The organism is Microbacterium sp. (assembly GCF_047602155.1).
Lineage (GTDB): Bacteria > Actinomycetota > Actinomycetes > Actinomycetales > Microbacteriaceae > Microbacterium.
This window is the reverse complement of the sequence record NZ_JASGHZ010000001.1, coordinates 3,022,686-3,037,618: the sequence shown is the minus strand read 5'-3', so window position 1 is coordinate 3,037,618 and position 14,933 is coordinate 3,022,686. Positions and strand designations below refer to the sequence as shown.

Genomic DNA, 14,933 nt, shown 5'->3' with positions numbered 1-14,933 from the left:
GACGCCAGGGCCGAACGGCAGCCACGGCCCGACCCCACACGGCAGAAGACCCCCCAGCGCTCGCCAGAGGGTCGTCTACGGTCGTTCTGTGTCGGGTTACCCCGCCTTGTCGTACTGGAGCAGGGCTGTCCAGTGGTGCCAGATCGGGCGGTCGTAGCTGTAGCTCCCGGCCTCGCAGCCGTCGCAAGTGCCGTCGCCGCGTACCTCAGCCGACACGCGCAGGTAGGTCGCCTTCGGCTCGGTGAGCGTGGCCAGCACAGCAGGGGCGGCATCCACGCCGTCCTCGCGGGTGACGTTAGCCGTGCCCAGCACATCGCCGGTGAGCGCGTCCAGTAGCTCGAACCTGAGCACCTGGCGACCCTGGGTGACCTCCTCCTGGCGGATGCGCACGCCGGTTAGCTGGACGTACACCGTGCCCGCTTGCATGATGCGCGGCGTCGTGTAGGTGATGGGGAGGCTGTCACCCGGCTGGCTGGCGTAGATGCTCTCAGCCCTGATCCACCGTGGTGGTTGGGTTGTGGACCGCGTGGCGTGAAGTGAAATGTCCTTCTGGTCTGGGAAAATGTTGATTGTCTAGATCAATGTTCCGCAGTCCGGAAGGACATCTCGTAAGTGAAAGCATCTCACGGTATCGCTCCGGTGTTCGATGACCGGAACCTCGTGTCGCACGCAGGCCTGGTACCGGTGCTGGAGCTGGCCGAGAAAGCGGGCCTGACCGAGCTGGTCGAAGCGTCCTCGACGCTTCCGGCGGCGAGCGTGGCGATCAAGGTCCGCACGATCCTCGGCGGGATGCTCGCCGGGGCGGACAGCATCGACGATCTTGGCGTGCTGCGCTCTGGGGCGACGGCCCGGGTGCTCGGGCAGGTGCGGGCGCCGTCGACGATCGGCACGTTCCTGCGCTCGTTCACCCATGGTCACGTCCTGCAGTTCGGGAAGGTTAACCGGGTTCTGTTGCGTCGCCTGTTGGGCGAGGTTCCCGCGTTGTCAGGGACGGAGGGCGGGCTGGTGTTGGTGGACATGGACGACACGATCCGTGAGGTCCACGGTTACCAGAAGCAGGCCGCCGCGTTCGGATACTCCGGGGTCCGCGGGCTGAACGCACTGGTCGTGACGATCACAGGGCAAGACGCGGCCCCGCTGGTCGCGGAGGCGTCGCTGCGGCGCGGGAACGTCCGCTCCGGCGACAACGCCGCCCACCACCTCGCCCGCGCGCTGACGACGGTGAGGGAGACAATGCCGCGGCGGCGGGTTCTGACCCGGGCGGACTCGGCGTTCTGCACCCACGAGAACGTGACCGCCGCGGCCCGAGGCGGGGCGTGGTACTCGTTCACGATCCCGCAATGGCGCACCGTGCAGGCCGCGATCGCGGGCATCCGCGAAGACGCATGGACGAAGATCAAATACACGAACGCGGTCCGCGACGAGGACACCGGCGAATGGATCAGCGACGCCGAGGTCGCCGAGGCTCCGTTCACCGCGTTCGTGTCCCGACCCAAAGACGAGCACATCGCCTGCCGGCTGATCGTGCGCCGCGTCAAGCGCCTGAACGTCAACGCCGCGCAGGGGCAGGAGACGCTGTTCGACACCTGGCGGTATCACGCGTTCATCACCAACAGCGACCTCGACCAGATCGAGGCGGACAAGCTCCACCGCGGTCACGCGATCATCGAGCAGGTCATCGCCGAGCTCAAGAGCGGCCCACTCGCTCATCTGCCCTCCGGGAAGTTCACCGCGAACCACGCCTGGCTCCAGCTCGCAGTCATCGCTCACAACCTCTCTCGCGCCGCAGCCACTGCCGCCGGCCTCGGCAGAGCACGCATGGCGACGCTACAGCGCACCATCATCAGCACCCCCGCAAGACTCGCCTCGACAGGGCGGCGGCTCGTGATGCACCTGCCCACGCACTGGCCCTGGGCGCCAGCATGGGCGCTGCTCTGGGCGACCGCGACCGACCCGCCACGCACGGCAACGCCCTGACCACCCAGCCCATGACGGGCGCGACCGGAGCCGAAGTGGAAGAGCCAGAGCACCAGCTGGCAGCACCCGCACGCCCACAAAGGCCACCACTGAACCAACACCAGAGTCCCACCCCGTCAAAACCGACACGGTGGATCAGGGCTCAGTGGTGCGCACGATGTCAACCTCGGAAGTCGTCAGGCTCGGCACGGGTGCAGCTACGGCCACGGCAGCGACCTCCAGCCGGGGCGGGGTATCGGGCTTGAGCAGCGGAGGCAGCACGGCAGCCCCGAGCAAGCACACCGTGACGCCAGCGCCCAGCACGCCCAGGACGAACCGACGCCAGCCGAGGCGACGGGGCATCGCGACGTGCTGCCCGCGTGGCAGGTAGTCAGGCCAACCGGTCATCGCTTCACCACCTGCCGAGTGACGACCGCGCCGAAGGCCAGCAGCACCAGCAGGTCGAAGCCGTTGAACGCGGGGTCAAGCATGGCGGCGATCACTTGCTGGCCTCGTCAGCCGCGTTGACGTGGCGCTGCTCGGCGATGACGACGCCCTCCTTGGTGGCGACGGTACTGCCCTTGGTGGCGCGGGGCTTGCGCGTGGCAGCGGCCTTCTGGACGTTAGTCTGACTGGTCGGCTTGGGCGCGGTGCGCGTGCGAGCCTTGGCAGCCGGTGCAGCGGGCTTCTCGGCGGGGGCTTCCTCGGCTGCCGGGGTGCGCTCGGGCTTCGGGGCACGCTTGGGCGCTGCCACGGTCCAGCCGAACGGCAGGTTGCCGACGTTGCCGATAGCGCGCTGGGTGAGCGCTTCCAGGTCACCGGCTTCGATGGACTCAACGAGAGCCTGATAGGCCAGCGCGCGGATGCCCTTGAGGCGGCTGCGCTTGACTGACACGCCGAAGGTGTCGACGACGGCCTGGATAGCGGCTTCGATTGGCTCAAGGGCTTCGTCGAAGGCAGCGGCCTCGGTGGTCTCAACGGGCTTGAGGGACTTGCGGGCGGTGGGCTTGGTGGCCATGATGTGGAACCTTTCGCGGGGCTGAGGTTAGGACGTATGTACTAACGCTGAGCAAGCTACTTCCGCCTCACGAGCGCATCCAAGAGGGCATCAAGAACCGGGCGTGTTGACGGCTGCCCCACTGTCGGGAACGGTCCCCTTCCGGAACTCGCCCGGCGCAGCAAGAGACCCCCAGGAACGTGCCCAGGGGTCTCGGTGCTGGCGGTATCAGGCCGCGAGCGCTGCCGTCTGCTGGTGCGCGGTGAGACGCCGCTGGGCCTTGGCCACGCCGTTGATCGTCCAGGGCAGCCCGGTAGCCGTGGTGTGGCCCTCGGCGTTGAGCGCGGCAGCCGTGTCGGCCAGGGTGTGCGCGGTGCGCAACTCCAGCAGCCGGTCGCCGGTCTCCTGGGGCAGCGCCGACACGCGCCCCATGTGCCGCCCCTGACGCTTGGCGGCTTGCATCGCGGCGCTGGTGCGCTCACCGATCACGCGGCGCTCCCACTGGGCTACCGACATCATCACGTTGGCCACAAGCTCGCCGGTCGGGGTGCTGGTGTCCACTCCCAGGTCGATAGCCACGAGCGCCCAGCCGCGTGAGCGGGCCAGTTCCAGCACGCGGGCGAAGTCCGCAACGCTACGGCTCAGGCGGTCGAGCTTGGCCACTATGAGACCCCCCACGTCGCGCTTCTTGGGACTGGTGTTCAGCCGTGCGAGGGCTTCCTGTAGCTGAGGCCTATCCAGAGACTTAGCGCTGATGCCAGCGTCCTCGTACCAGACGATGTCCCAGTCGTGCGCGCTAGCGTAGCGCTGGATCGCATCGCGTTGCGCGTCAAGCCCCAGCCCACTGCTGGCTTGCTCGGACGTGCTCACCCGCAGGTAGCCAATCATGACGGTCATGCGCTGGCCCCCACGTGCTGCTGATCCTTCTCGGTCCGGTCGAACGCATGATGACATGCCGTACACATCGGCACGTAGTGGTAGATGTCTGCGGAGTAGGGCAGCGGGCGACCACGGTCTACCCCCACAAGCTCATCAGGGTCTTCGTGGTCGTAGGCCCACTCCTGAGCAGGTGCCCCGCATTCGACGCAGATGAACGCGGACGCCTTGCCGAGCGCACGGCGGACTCTTGAATGTGCTCCGTGGTAGCCGGGGGTGTCCACGCGGTGCTCGCCCTTGCGCGACTTGGCGGCAGCGACCTTCCGGCAGCCGCAGGACTTCGTGTTGCCTGTAGCCAGGCTCTTCCCGCTGACCACCACTTGCCGCCCGCAGTCGCACTCACAGTTCCATGTGGCCCGCTTGTCGGCGTTCGAGCCTGCACGACTCAGGACCACCAGGGAGCCGTGCCGCTGGCCAACGCGCTCAACTAGCGCGCCCATCACGCGGTCACCGCCTCGGAGCAGCCCTGGGCGCACGCCTGGCGGGCAGCGGTCCTCGTGGGGAACCCGCCGAATGTGATGTTGCACAGATGCACGGTGCCGTCTACCTCGTAGGTGCAGCGGGCAGCGTATCCGCCTTGGCGGGGCACCGTGATGATGTGGTGTAGGGACATGGTGTGGAACCTTTCGGTGTTGTGGAACGGGGTGCAGATTCGGATATATGTTCGATTGCGCTGAGCAAGCTAGCCGGAAGGGCTGCCTTCTCGCAAGACGGCGATTGAGCACGGGGAGCGGGGCTGTCGTGGGGCTGCTGCTGGCAGCGCGGCACGGCTGGCGGCAGGTCGTCGGCGCATTCGGGCCTAGACGGTCGCTGGGCCGAACGGCAGGGCTGGGCCGACCCCCAAGCACCCCAAAGACCCCCGGTGCCTTGTGGGCTTGCCGGGGGTCTGGGGCGCGGGGTACTCAAGCCCGCGCTTGGGCAAGGGTGAAAGGTTGGAAAGCCCCTTGCCTCGTCTTGGTGGACTACGCAGCCGGGGGAGCGTAGGCCATGCTGTTCGCGAGGTTGTATGCGCCGTCGCTGGTCACGCTCTCCACGTACGACAGCGCCTCAGCGATGCCAGCCGTCTCGGGGTAGGCACCCTGCCACGCCTCGCTGACGTTCAGCCAGCCGTTGGAACGGCCACGGGTGCCGATGGCGTGCGCCATGACCTCGTCGCCGTCGTTGATCGCGTCCTGCAGCGCGGCAAGCGCGTCCTTCTCGTTGTCGATCTTGCGCGCCCGGTCGCTGGCGTCACGGCGCAGCAGCACCGAGTTCGCATCCGTGGGCTGGTTGCCGCGCAGCTCCTTCTCCAACGAGGACTTGAGACCGACGACGTAGGCATCCTGCTCGACCCAGGTGGCCTTGAGCTGCTCGGCCGCAGCAGCCGCCAGGGTGGCGAGGTCGCCCGTCTTGGCGACGTCACTGAGGCGGTCGTCCTGGACGATGACCTGCCGCTTGTCGTAGTACGCCTTCTTGATGCTGGCTGCCGTGTCGTGGTAGCCGTGAATGCGGCTGGTGAGCTGGTTCTGGACGCTGAGCGGAGTGGACTTAGCCATGATGTGTTCCTTACTGATGATGGGTGCCGGATGCCGTCCGGTCGGCGGTGGTTGATGTGGTCTTGGGCTTGGCCCTGGGCTTGCCGTACCGGCGACCGGCCCAGTAGCCCGCTGCTGGCTTGGCTGCCAGCGCGTATGACGCGCACTCGGCCAGCAGCGGGCACATGGCGCAGAGGTTTCTCATGAACTCCTGGTCGTCCTTGCTGGGGCTGTCGGCGGTGAACAGGTCGTCGCCAGCGCACGGGGGTTCGGTGTCCTCTAGCGCCTTGGCCAGCGCAGCCCATGCGGCGTCGGCGTCGGGCGCGGCGCGCACCGCTGGGGGTGTCATGAGGGCTTCACGTCCGCCAGTCGGTAGGCGCGCACCGTGCGGAACAGCGTCAGGTCCGGCGTGACCTCTTCGCGGCTCGGGGTGTCCACTTCGCACACGAGGCCCGCCTTGCGCCCGTGATAGATGAGTCCCTTCACGGTGCGGCGCTTCAGCCCGGTGGTCTTGATCAGGCCGTCGATGGTGCAGGGCTTCTCGGCCAGCAGCGCGCTGACACGCTCCCACGCAGCCGCGAGGCTGGGATGCGACGCCGCGCTGCCCTGGGCGAACAGCAGCGCGAACGGGTTGATGGTGTCGGTTGTCGTGGTCATGATGTGGCCTTCTCTCGGGTGGTTGCGGTGGGGATGGGCTGGCGCTCGGGTGCAGCCGGGGGTTGGAGCAAGCTGGGCACGATGACGACGCCCGCCAGCTCGCGCTCGACCTTGATCCACGAGGGGATGCCCTCGTTGTCTGCGATGACGTCTACCTGCTCGACCTCGACCGTCCGCCCGTGCAGCGCAGCCAGATCGGCGGGTACGGGGTGCTCGGTGCCGGTCATGATGCGGCCTTGCCAGTGCGCGCCTTGCGGGTCTTCTCGATGAGGGCGTCCATGTACGCCTCGACGTAGGCCTTCGCCTCCTCGTCGTCCGGGTGCTCTCCAGGCGCGAGTAGCGCGTAGACGAAGCCGGTGCCGCGTTCGGGATCGAAGTCGAAGTGCTCGTCCATGACCTCGAGGCCTGAAGATCGGGCGTAGACGGGCCGGGGTTCGCCGTCCTCTACGGACCAGCCGACGACTGGATAGATGGCGCTGAGGCGCTTGCCGCTCTTGGAGAGCAGGTGCGTACCCACGCGCCAGCCCTCGGCTACCGGCACGGGGTGGAAGGTGGTGATGGTGATTGACATGAGAGTGATTACCCTTCTCAGTTGGTTGATGTAGTTGTTGCCGGTTCTAGAGAGCCGGGGAATCACGCGCTAAGGCGTGGGCGGTGTGCTCGGGGCACTTCCACAGGCGCACTCGGCGCTTCGGCCACACAGCCGCGTAGGTGTCAGGTCATGAGGCCCGCTGTCGGGTTGACGTGCATCGACTCCCAGTCGACGTCCTCCACCGCGATAACGGTGCCGTCGTCCAGAGCGAACGCAGGGGTTCCGTCGGGTCCGTCGTAGTAGCCGATGCCCTCGACCGTGCCCATGTGGATCACGTTGACGCCCAGCTCGTATGAGACGCGAACGGTGGTCTGGGCCTCAAGCGGCCTCGCACCGTCACGCAGTCGGAACAGAACTTCGTCTCCGTGGCTGATGACGATCTCAGGGGTTGCTTCGGGCGTGGACTTGCTCATGATTTGCTCTCCTTCTTGCAGGGGGTGGCTGGGGGTGGTGGTTCGGATTGAGTGCCCCTCGGGTAGCCACCCCCCACCCCCCGCACCTTTAGGGCGGGGTGGTGGTGGTGCTACTGGCGGTGTGGGGGTAGTTAGGGCTTGGGCAGCGAGTACCACTTCGACCTCCCCTTGCCTTCATCGCGCAGCGCCACGCGCTCGGCTCTGACGGCCTGTGCCAACGGCTCGGCCGACTTCCCGTTGGGGCCGAAGCCCACCAGCCCGGACTTCTCGATCTGCCCCGTGTTGCGCTCGCCCGGCGCGTGCTTCAGGGCTTCGCCACGCTTCACGGCTGCCACGTCGTCCGCGAGCGCCGCTTCAAGCCACGCGACGAGGCGATCAAAGATGACCGACTTGCTCTCTTCTGCGACGTCTGTCCTGAACTCCAGCCGCTGGAAGTCATCCATCACGACCACCCCGCGCGGCACGTACACACCGCGCCCCAGAGCCTGGAAGTAGTGCGGCATCTCGGGGTCGTTGGGGTCCTCCATCGTGCCGTTCCACATGGCATCGGGCCAGGTCTCCAGGCGGCTGTCTCCAACGGCGCGCTGTGCCCCGTGCCCGTGGTGGTGAGCGACGAAGCCCTCGCGGATGCCCGCCTCGACCTTCAGCGCAGCGAACGCCTGTAGGAGCGGGCCGACCTCGTTGGCCTCCTTGATGCCGAGCGCGTCAATGACAGGCCGCAGCGGGTCCACGATGAGCACTTCGGCCCCGGTGTCCTGGATCATGCGCGCCCAGCGGTCGCGGGTCCGGTCGTCAAGGATGTTGAACGTGGCAGCCAGCCCGCGCAGAGGCCACACGGAGAGGTTCCGCTGGTGCTGAATGCCCTGCACGCGCAGCCAGTCCTGAAGCTGCCGTTCGGTCATCTCGAAGTCGAGCAGGGTTACCTTCCGCGTTTCCATGACCTCGAAGTGGTCCAAGAACGGCTCACCGTCTACCAGCGAGCGGCACAAGTTGCCGATCATCGTCGTCTTGCCGTACTTGCGCGGGGCCGACAGCATGGCGTTCCCGTCGGTAACCAGCAGCCCGTCGATCAGGTACTTCTCACCGGGAATCTCACGACGTAGGAACCGATCCAGCCGCGTCGGCTTAGGGATCACCAGACCCCCGGCCTTTTCCTCCGCGTATCGACGCTTGGCCTCGTCTGCTTCCCTCATCGTCCGAAGCCGCGTGTTCACGCCGGTCTCGAAGTCGTAGCCCTCGCGCATGTGCTCGGCCGTCTCGTTCTCCTCCGGGGACAGCGAGCCGCTGGCCTTCTTGCTCGCGGGCTTGAACATCGGCGTGGCATCGCCCGGTGCAGGGCGCTTCCTACGGCGAGCGGCCTTGGGGTTGGCGGGGGTGCTCATGCGTTGCTCTTCCTAACTGACTCGATGACGCGGCGGGCTTCCTCCGGGGCGAACCCCAGATCGACGGCTGCCTCGATGACCTTCCTGATGTGGCGCTCGGGCGCGTTGTTGTCGCGTAGCACCAGCGCGCAGAACATGAGCGCGTCGTGACGCTCGCCCTTGGGCTGTCGCCGCAGCCACGAGACCAGCCCGCTGACGTCCTTGCCCTGGCCCGCTCGTCGGGGGGTGTGCGGCCTCGGCTTGATCAGCGCAGCAACCTCCAGCGGCAGCCGGGCGACGGGCGCTTCGGCACCCCATCTGTACGGCTTGCCGGTGTCGGGGTGGATACTCGGCGGCATGACCACCTGAGCGTTCGTGAGCACGTCGATGCCGGTCGGCATGCGCACCTTGGTCGTCTTCGGGAACGGGCGCAGGTAGTGCAGGTGGACGGAGCCACCCCCACGGCCTGAGTAGATCGAGAGCGTGGGCGGCATCTTCACCCCGGCTGCCTCTTCCAGCGCGCGCAGCGAGCCGCCATTGTGGGGGTCGATGTCGATCACGACGTGGTTGTGCGGGATCACCGCGCCCACGTTGTAGTCCTGCTCGGCCCACCAGCCCCGGATCGTGTCGCGGTCGGTCGTGGCAGCTTCCATCCAGCCGGGGAGAAACGGCTTCTTGCCGTGCAGCGGCACCACGCGCCACCCCGCGCGGGCAAGGCGCAGCGCAGCGCCCACGGGCACGCTCACGGCTGCACCCCGTGTTCCGTAATGGGGCGGTTTCCGTCAACCGGCGACGCCTCGCCCTCTCCGAAGCTGACGATGTAGAGCGCGTCGGGGTCCGTAGCGAGCGACACCAGCTCGTCCTCCAACACGGCGAACATGCGGATGGGCTTCTGGGGCACCACGTAGAACAGGCCCACGCATTCGCCGCCGCAGCGCGGATGCTCGCTGTAGAGCGCTTCCATCGCCCAGCGCAAGCCCTCTTCGTCGTGGAAGGTGCGCACGTCGTACTGAAGGGTGTCCGCATCGTCGGGCAGGAAGACGTGGACAAGCGCGTACCGGACCTCATCGCCGGCGAGGATGACGCCCTCCTTGGCCCACGGCCGGAACCATGCGATGTCGGGACCGTGCTTCAGCGCGGCGACAGCCTCGGACTCGCTCAACGACCGCTTGGCGGGGTAGTTGACGGGGATGCGCGCGCTCACTTCGTGCCCCCAGTGCGCAGCAGCGACGTGAGCCGCTTGATCTGCTCAGGTGTGAGGGGCGGTGCCCCTGCCAGGTTGCGCTCGATGGCGTCGGCGATCTTCGCCTCGCTCAGCGCTCTCCACGCTTTGGTGCGGCGCTCAGGATCGGGTTTCGTAGCGGGTGCGAACGCTTGCGCCTTCTCCAACGAAAGGCGCTGTAGGTGTGACTTGGCCATTGGGACCTCTTCAGCGGAAGGCACATGATCGCCATTGGCGCGTGCCTGATGAAAGGTGCCCCGCTGAGGGTCCTAATGGGCTTTTCAGTTAGTAGCCGACTTACCCGTCTAGCGGGTCGTGAGGGCCAAGTATGAGGTTAGTTTAGCGAGTCGAGGTCGATGCTCGGCTTGCCGGTGGCGCGTGCCTTGTCCAGTTCGGCATGCAGCCGCGCCTCGGTGACGACCGCGCCACCGGGGAACTTGAACCGGCGGTGAATCTCGCCATTAGGGTCGGTGTCGGACGGACCCCAGATGAGGTCGTAGCCCTCACCGAGCTTCGTCTCGAAGCCTGGCAGCGGCACCCATGCGCCCCTACGGTCGTTCCACCTGGACACGAGGGTGCCGTGGGAGAGGAGGTTGACAGTAGCGGTCATGGGCACTAGCTTGCCATGCCCCCGGCAGCCCGTCCTAGCGAGCATTTCGACCGCAGTCGGCGGTTTGTCGGCCTGACCGGAGAAAAGAATTCTTGGGGCAATCTGCTGCTGGGCACCCCAATCCCGACCCCTACCGACGCCAGCGCCCGCCTGGCCGACTGGGGCTGCCTGGCGGCTACCTAGGGTCGGGGGATGGCCACACGGTCGCCCAGATCGGCGCGTGGCTCCGCGCTGCTACGAGCGCCAGTCAATGCGGATCAGGTCAGGGTCGAACGAGCGCCCGCTGCCTTGCGGCTCAATGACCACTACGGCCAGCGCCTCGATGACCGCCCTACGGCTGTCAATGTGCAGCCCCGCCCAGGTCTGGCGGGCAAGTGGCCCCACCACGTCCACCGGCACGCGCGCTGGCATGGACTCAGCGATGGTGCGTTCGTGCTCGGCCCGCTCCTTGCGCAGCCTCGCGGTGATGCGCCGTAGCTGGTCGCCCGTGAGCACATCGTCAGCGAACTGGTCGGCAGCCGTGGCGAGCTTGGCATCGATCGCCTCGATAGCATCGCGGGCTTGCTTGCTGGCACCCTCGTCTCCCCGGCTGAAGAGCTGTGCGGCATCCGGCTGCTCAAGACGGCGCAGGATCACCTCGGTCACGAACTCATCCACATCGCCCTGCTTGCGGCGCACCTTGTGGCACTCCACGCAGACGTAGGCGGGCGGCTGGCGCTTGGCCCCGCCTGACTTGGTAGTGGTCATCCGGCCGGGGGCGCGCACCATCCTCCCGCCGCACTCCACCGGCTGCCCTGCATCGTCCACGGTCCCATCACACCGGCCACACCGCGCCAAGCCCGACAGTAGATGAACCGGCGTGCGTCCGCCCGTACCTTGCGCACGGCTCGGGTCGGTCAGCAGCGCTTCGATGCGCGCGTGCGTGTCCTCGTCCAGGATTGCCGGGTGCAGCTCGGGGTTGAACGTGCCGACAACCTTGCCCCGGTGCGTGCGCATCCCAGCGAGCGATGGGCGGCGAATCATCTGCCGCAACGTGACGCCCTGCCAGGGGATAGGCGCGGGCGGTGCCAGCCCTTCGCGCTCAGCTTGGCGTGCTTGCTCTCCGGTGCGCGGCGAGGGGATACCCCGATTGTTGAAGTCGGTAGCAATGCTCCGCAGCGAGTGGCCGTCGAGCACGCGGCGCGCAGCCTCGCGGATGACCGCAGCTTCGGCCTCCACGACCACGTCTCGCCCATCCTTGCGTCGGTAGCCGTAGCCAGGGCGCACGGTGGGCATGCCGTCAGCCGCGCGGGCATCGCTGGCGGCACGCTGCCGTCGCGCCTTGCGCTTGGACTCGATGCGGCCCATCGCAGCCCGGATCGTGGACATGAACTCGCCGCTATCGGTGGCCGGGTCCACGTACCCATCACGCGCCGTGTCCCACACGACACCGGCTACCTCGCACGCGGCATGCAGCTCTAGCTTCTCTTCGACGTTGCGCGCAAGGCGTTCTTCCTCGGTGGCCACGATCACCTGGAACGCACCGGCCTCAGCGTCGGCCAGCATGCGCTGGAAGTCGGGGCGCTCCTTGTGGCCCAGCGCACTAATGCCGTCGTCGGTGTAGCGCGCCACGATGCGATAGCCCCGTGCAGCCGCGTGGGCCTCGTTCTGTACGTGTTGGTCAGCCACCTTGTCCCGAGTGCTGACCTTCTCGCTGATTCGGGCGTAGCTGGCGGCTGGTTTGGAAGACATGCAGAAAGGTTACTACCCGTTGCTGTGTCCGCTCGTGTTCCTGATCCTTCCGCTGTCGGTGCTGTTCGCGATCTTCCCGGGGATCGTCATGCTCCGGCTCGGGATCGGGTGAGGCGCCCCGGTTACGAACAAGACACGGATACGAAGAAAAGGAGACGGAGATGATTCGCACGATGTGGGGACGACTGCGCACGGCGTGGGGCGAGACCTGGGAGGAAGATCGCGGCGACGTGCCGGGCTGGGTCCTCGTGACGCTCATGACGGCCGCGATCATCGTCGGGATCTGGGCGGTCGCCGGCCCGGCGTTCATGGGCCTGTTCGAAGACGCGCTCTCGCGGGTCGAGGGTTTCTGACGCCTCATGTTCCGGCTGCGGGAGGTGGTCCGGCTGCGCGTGCCCCGGTTGCGCGTGCCCCGGCTGCGCGGTGACGACACGGGCTCGGCCGCCGTCGAGTTCGTGCTCGTCGGGACGCTCCTGACCCTGCTCACCCTCGCCGTCCTGCAGCTCGCGCTCGCCGTCTACATCCGCAACGTCGTGCACGATGCGGCGGTGGAGGGCGCCTATCACGGCGCGCTGGCCGACACCGGCGCCGCCCAGGGCGCCGACCGCACGGCGCGGCTCCTCGACACGGCCCTCGGCGGCGGGCTCGATGCGCAGGTCACGGCCGCCGACGTCGACGGCCCGGGCGGTCCGGAAGTGCAGGTGACGGTCACGGCGACCTTGCCGTTGCTGGGGCTCCTCGGCATCCCGGCGGGACTGGAGGTGACGGCGCATGCACCGCGCGAGAGTTTCGACTGAACGCGCGGGCCTCGACGACGCCGGTTCTGCGGCGCTGGAGTTCATCCTCGTCGGGCTCGTGCTGCTCGTGCCGATCGTCTATCTCGTCGTCGCCCTCGGCGCGATCCAGGGGCAGGCTCTCGGCGTCGAGGCGGCGGCGCGGCAGCTGGCGCGCACCGTCGCGGCGGCGCCCGACGCGGCGACGGCCGACGCGCGGGCCGACCGCGTGCTGGCCGCGATCGTCGACGAATACGGTCTCGACCCCGACACGATCGAGGTCGCTGTGCGCTGCGTCGATGCGGCGGTCGCGTGCCCGTCGGCGGGAGCACTGATCTCGGTGACCGTGACGGCGCAGGCTGCCCTGCCGCTCGTCCCGGCCGTCCTCGACCTCGACGAACGTACGCGGGTGCCGGTGGAGGCCACGTCGGTGCAGAAGGTGTCGCGATTCTGGGTGGAGCGATGACGCGCGTCGTGCCCGAAGACGACGAGGGCAGCGTCCTGATCCTGACGCTCGGCTACGCGCTCCTCGCGCTCGTCCTGGTGTTCGTGTGCGTCGACGCGACGAGCCTGTACCTCACTCAGAAGCGCGCCGACGCCGCCGCGGATGCCGCCGCCCTCGCCGGCGCCGACGGTTTCACGCTCACGATCGCGGGCGGCGAGCCGGTCGCGACCCTGACCGATGCCGGCGTGCACGACCAGGCCCGAGCGCTGCTCGATGCGCTGGGCACGGCGACGCTCGTGTCGGCGTCCACGCCGGATGGCGTCTCGGCGCGGGTGACCGTGCAGACGGTGTGGCACCCGCCCATCCTGACCCTGTTCGTCCCGGACGGCTGGACGGTGCAGGCGACGGCGACCAGCCGCACGGCACTGCGTTGACCCGTTCAGCGCCGGCGCGGTACGAAGCGAGGAACCCAGCGTACGAAGGCGGCGGCGCCCAGCAGGCCGATCACCCCGATCGCGGCGGAGGCCCACGCCAGCGACAGGATCGCGGCGATCGCCGAGACGAGCAGCGGGGCTGCGGCTCCGCCGGCATCCGTCAGGGTGCGCCAGGAGCCCAGGAACGGCGCCGGATCGGCCTGCGGCGCGACGTCGGCGCCGAGGGTGAGCAGGATGCCGCTGGAGAGCCCATTGCCGACGCCCAGCACCGCGGCGAACATCGCGAACCACATGGCGGACTGGTCGAGATCGTGCGTGAACGACAGCGCGAGAAATCCGGCGCCCATGAGGAGCATCGCGGGAAGGGCGGCCCACAGCCGGCCGAACCGGTCCATCACCTGACCGCTCGCGTAGAACAGGGCGAAGTCGATCGCGCCGGAGATGCCGACGACGAGCGCGATGGTCTGCGCATCGAGACCGATCGACACGCCCCACAGCGGCAGGACGACCTGGCGCGCGGAGCGGACCGCCGACAGCGACGCGGCGGCCAGCCCGAGGCGGGACAGGACGCCGCGGTGGCGCCACATGGTGCGCAGCACGCCGTCTCTGCGTGCGGCGTCTTGGCGTGCGGGGAGGGGGATCGCGCCGGTCACAGGCTCGCCGGTGTCTTCGGCCATCCGTGAATCGGCGGGCGCGGCGACCCGTGTCTCGGGGTCGGGGCCGCACAGGACGAGCAGCACCGTCACGACGAGACACACGGCGAAGAACCACACCGCGGCGCGCTCGTCGCCGAACATCGCGAGCAGGGCGGCCGCGACGAAGGGGCCGACGAACATGCCGAGCCGGAACGTGCCGCCCAGCAGCGACAGCGCCCGCGCGCGGAACGACAGCGGCACGCGCGTCGTCATGAACGAGTGCCGCGCCAGACCGAAGGTCGCGGCGCACAGGCCGATGACGAACACCGCCGCGGTGAGCACCGGGAGACTCGGTGCGAGCGCGAGCCCCGTGACGGCGGCCATCGCGAGGACACCGCCGATCGCCATCGTCAGCCGCTCGCCGATGCGCGCGACCGCCCAGCCGGCCGGGATGTTGCCGCACAGCTGGCCGACGACCAGCGCCGAGGCGACGAGGGCCGCCGTGGGCACATCGGCGCCGAGCTGGGCCGCGATCACCGGCAGCAGCGGCACGACGGCGCCCTCGCCGAGCGCGAACAGCACCGTGGGGCCGTAGATCATCGGCGCGAGGCGCCACAGCATCCGCCGCATCCCGGGTTCGGTCGGCTCGTTCGTCAC

At 68.3% G+C, this 14,933-nt stretch carries 21 protein-coding genes; 5 read left to right on the top strand and 16 right to left on the bottom strand.

Features of this window, described 5'->3' with window-relative positions; genetic code table 11:
- Positions 1-96 precede the first annotated feature (96 nt).
- Complete coding sequence (locus QM720_RS14055) at positions 97-411, bottom strand: hypothetical protein (protein WP_415127551.1); 315 nt, start codon at positions 409-411, stop codon at positions 97-99.
- Between the two features lie 201 nt (positions 412-612).
- On the opposite strand from QM720_RS14055, the gene QM720_RS14050 reads away from it, so the two are divergent.
- Positions 613-1,977 (top strand): IS1380 family transposase, encoded by a 1,365-nt coding sequence (locus tag QM720_RS14050; RefSeq protein WP_415124034.1) that lies wholly within the window; start codon positions 613-615, stop codon positions 1,975-1,977.
- Between the two features lie 478 nt (positions 1,978-2,455).
- Here the strand turns inward: QM720_RS14050 and QM720_RS14045 are convergent, their stop codons facing one another.
- The 14 genes from QM720_RS14045 to QM720_RS13980 form a co-directional block, all read right to left on the bottom strand.
- Positions 2,456-2,974 (bottom strand): hypothetical protein, encoded by a 519-nt coding sequence (locus QM720_RS14045; RefSeq protein ID WP_415127549.1) that lies wholly within the window; start codon positions 2,972-2,974, stop codon positions 2,456-2,458.
- Between the two features lie 207 nt (positions 2,975-3,181).
- Entirely contained in the window at positions 3,182-3,850 is a 669-nt protein-coding gene (locus tag QM720_RS14040; protein ID WP_415127547.1) for a recombinase family protein, read from the bottom strand.
- Between the two features lie 1,001 nt (positions 3,851-4,851).
- Positions 4,852-5,424 (bottom strand): hypothetical protein, encoded by a 573-nt coding sequence (locus QM720_RS14035; protein ID WP_415127545.1) that lies wholly within the window; start codon positions 5,422-5,424, stop codon positions 4,852-4,854.
- Positions 5,425-5,434: 10 nt separating this feature from the next.
- The gene (locus QM720_RS14030) at positions 5,435-5,752 is read right to left on the bottom strand and encodes a WhiB family transcriptional regulator (RefSeq protein ID WP_415127543.1); all 318 of its coding nucleotides are present in this window, start codon (positions 5,750-5,752) and stop codon (positions 5,435-5,437) included.
- Positions 5,749-6,060 carry a hypothetical protein gene (locus QM720_RS14025; RefSeq protein WP_415127541.1) on the bottom strand — a complete coding sequence of 104 codons (312 nt, stop codon included), beginning with the start codon at positions 6,058-6,060 and terminating at the stop codon, positions 5,749-5,751. The genes QM720_RS14030 and QM720_RS14025 overlap by 4 nt, the downstream gene beginning before the upstream one ends.
- Complete coding sequence (locus QM720_RS14020; protein ID WP_415127539.1) at positions 6,057-6,287, bottom strand: hypothetical protein; 231 nt, start codon at positions 6,285-6,287, stop codon at positions 6,057-6,059. Before QM720_RS14020 ends, QM720_RS14025 begins: the two co-directional genes overlap by 4 nt.
- Positions 6,284-6,631 carry a hypothetical protein gene (locus QM720_RS14015; protein ID WP_415127537.1) on the bottom strand — a complete coding sequence of 116 codons (348 nt, stop codon included), beginning with the start codon at positions 6,629-6,631 and terminating at the stop codon, positions 6,284-6,286. The genes QM720_RS14020 and QM720_RS14015 overlap by 4 nt, the downstream gene beginning before the upstream one ends.
- Before the next feature lie 143 nt (positions 6,632-6,774).
- Positions 6,775-7,065 (bottom strand): hypothetical protein, encoded by a 291-nt coding sequence (locus QM720_RS14010; RefSeq protein ID WP_415127535.1) that lies wholly within the window; start codon positions 7,063-7,065, stop codon positions 6,775-6,777.
- 131 nt (positions 7,066-7,196) lie between these two features.
- Positions 7,197-8,447: an AAA family ATPase gene (locus QM720_RS14005; RefSeq protein ID WP_415127533.1), complete on the bottom strand. Its 1,251-nt coding sequence runs from the start codon at positions 8,445-8,447 to the stop codon at positions 7,197-7,199.
- Positions 8,444-9,172: a bifunctional DNA primase/polymerase gene (locus QM720_RS14000; protein WP_415127531.1), complete on the bottom strand. Its 729-nt coding sequence runs from the start codon at positions 9,170-9,172 to the stop codon at positions 8,444-8,446. Before QM720_RS14000 ends, QM720_RS14005 begins: the two co-directional genes overlap by 4 nt.
- Positions 9,169-9,630: a hypothetical protein gene (locus QM720_RS13995; protein WP_415127529.1), complete on the bottom strand. Its 462-nt coding sequence runs from the start codon at positions 9,628-9,630 to the stop codon at positions 9,169-9,171. Before QM720_RS13995 ends, QM720_RS14000 begins: the two co-directional genes overlap by 4 nt.
- Positions 9,627-9,845: a hypothetical protein gene (locus QM720_RS13990; protein WP_415127527.1), complete on the bottom strand. Its 219-nt coding sequence runs from the start codon at positions 9,843-9,845 to the stop codon at positions 9,627-9,629. The genes QM720_RS13995 and QM720_RS13990 overlap by 4 nt, the downstream gene beginning before the upstream one ends.
- Positions 9,846-9,982: 137 nt before the next feature.
- Positions 9,983-10,258 (bottom strand): hypothetical protein, encoded by a 276-nt coding sequence (locus QM720_RS13985; protein WP_415127525.1) that lies wholly within the window; start codon positions 10,256-10,258, stop codon positions 9,983-9,985.
- Positions 10,259-10,492: 234 nt separating this feature from the next.
- Entirely contained in the window at positions 10,493-11,989 is a 1,497-nt protein-coding gene (locus QM720_RS13980; protein WP_415127523.1) for a recombinase family protein, read from the bottom strand.
- Positions 11,990-12,150: 161 nt separating this feature from the next.
- On the opposite strand from QM720_RS13980, the gene QM720_RS13975 reads away from it, so the two are divergent.
- From QM720_RS13975 to QM720_RS13960, 4 genes are read left to right on the top strand one after another with little or no spacing between them, the layout of a single operon-like run.
- Positions 12,151-12,342 (top strand): hypothetical protein, encoded by a 192-nt coding sequence (locus tag QM720_RS13975; protein ID WP_415127521.1) that lies wholly within the window; start codon positions 12,151-12,153, stop codon positions 12,340-12,342.
- A gap of 6 nt (positions 12,343-12,348) precedes the next feature.
- The gene (locus QM720_RS13970; protein ID WP_415127519.1) at positions 12,349-12,786 is read left to right on the top strand and encodes a TadE/TadG family type IV pilus assembly protein; all 438 of its coding nucleotides are present in this window, start codon (positions 12,349-12,351) and stop codon (positions 12,784-12,786) included.
- Positions 12,761-13,228 (top strand): TadE family protein, encoded by a 468-nt coding sequence (locus tag QM720_RS13965; RefSeq protein WP_415127517.1) that lies wholly within the window; start codon positions 12,761-12,763, stop codon positions 13,226-13,228. Before QM720_RS13970 ends, QM720_RS13965 begins: the two co-directional genes overlap by 26 nt.
- Positions 13,225-13,641, top strand: a complete 417-nt coding sequence (locus QM720_RS13960; protein ID WP_415127515.1) for a pilus assembly protein TadG-related protein — start codon at positions 13,225-13,227, stop codon at positions 13,639-13,641. The genes QM720_RS13965 and QM720_RS13960 overlap by 4 nt, the downstream gene beginning before the upstream one ends.
- A 5-nt stretch (positions 13,642-13,646) precedes the next feature.
- Here the strand turns inward: QM720_RS13960 and QM720_RS13955 are convergent, their stop codons facing one another.
- On the bottom strand, positions 13,647-14,897 hold the full coding sequence (locus QM720_RS13955; protein ID WP_415127952.1) for an MFS transporter: 1,251 nt from the start codon (positions 14,895-14,897) through the stop codon (positions 13,647-13,649).
- Between the last annotated feature and the right edge of the window lie 36 nt (positions 14,898-14,933).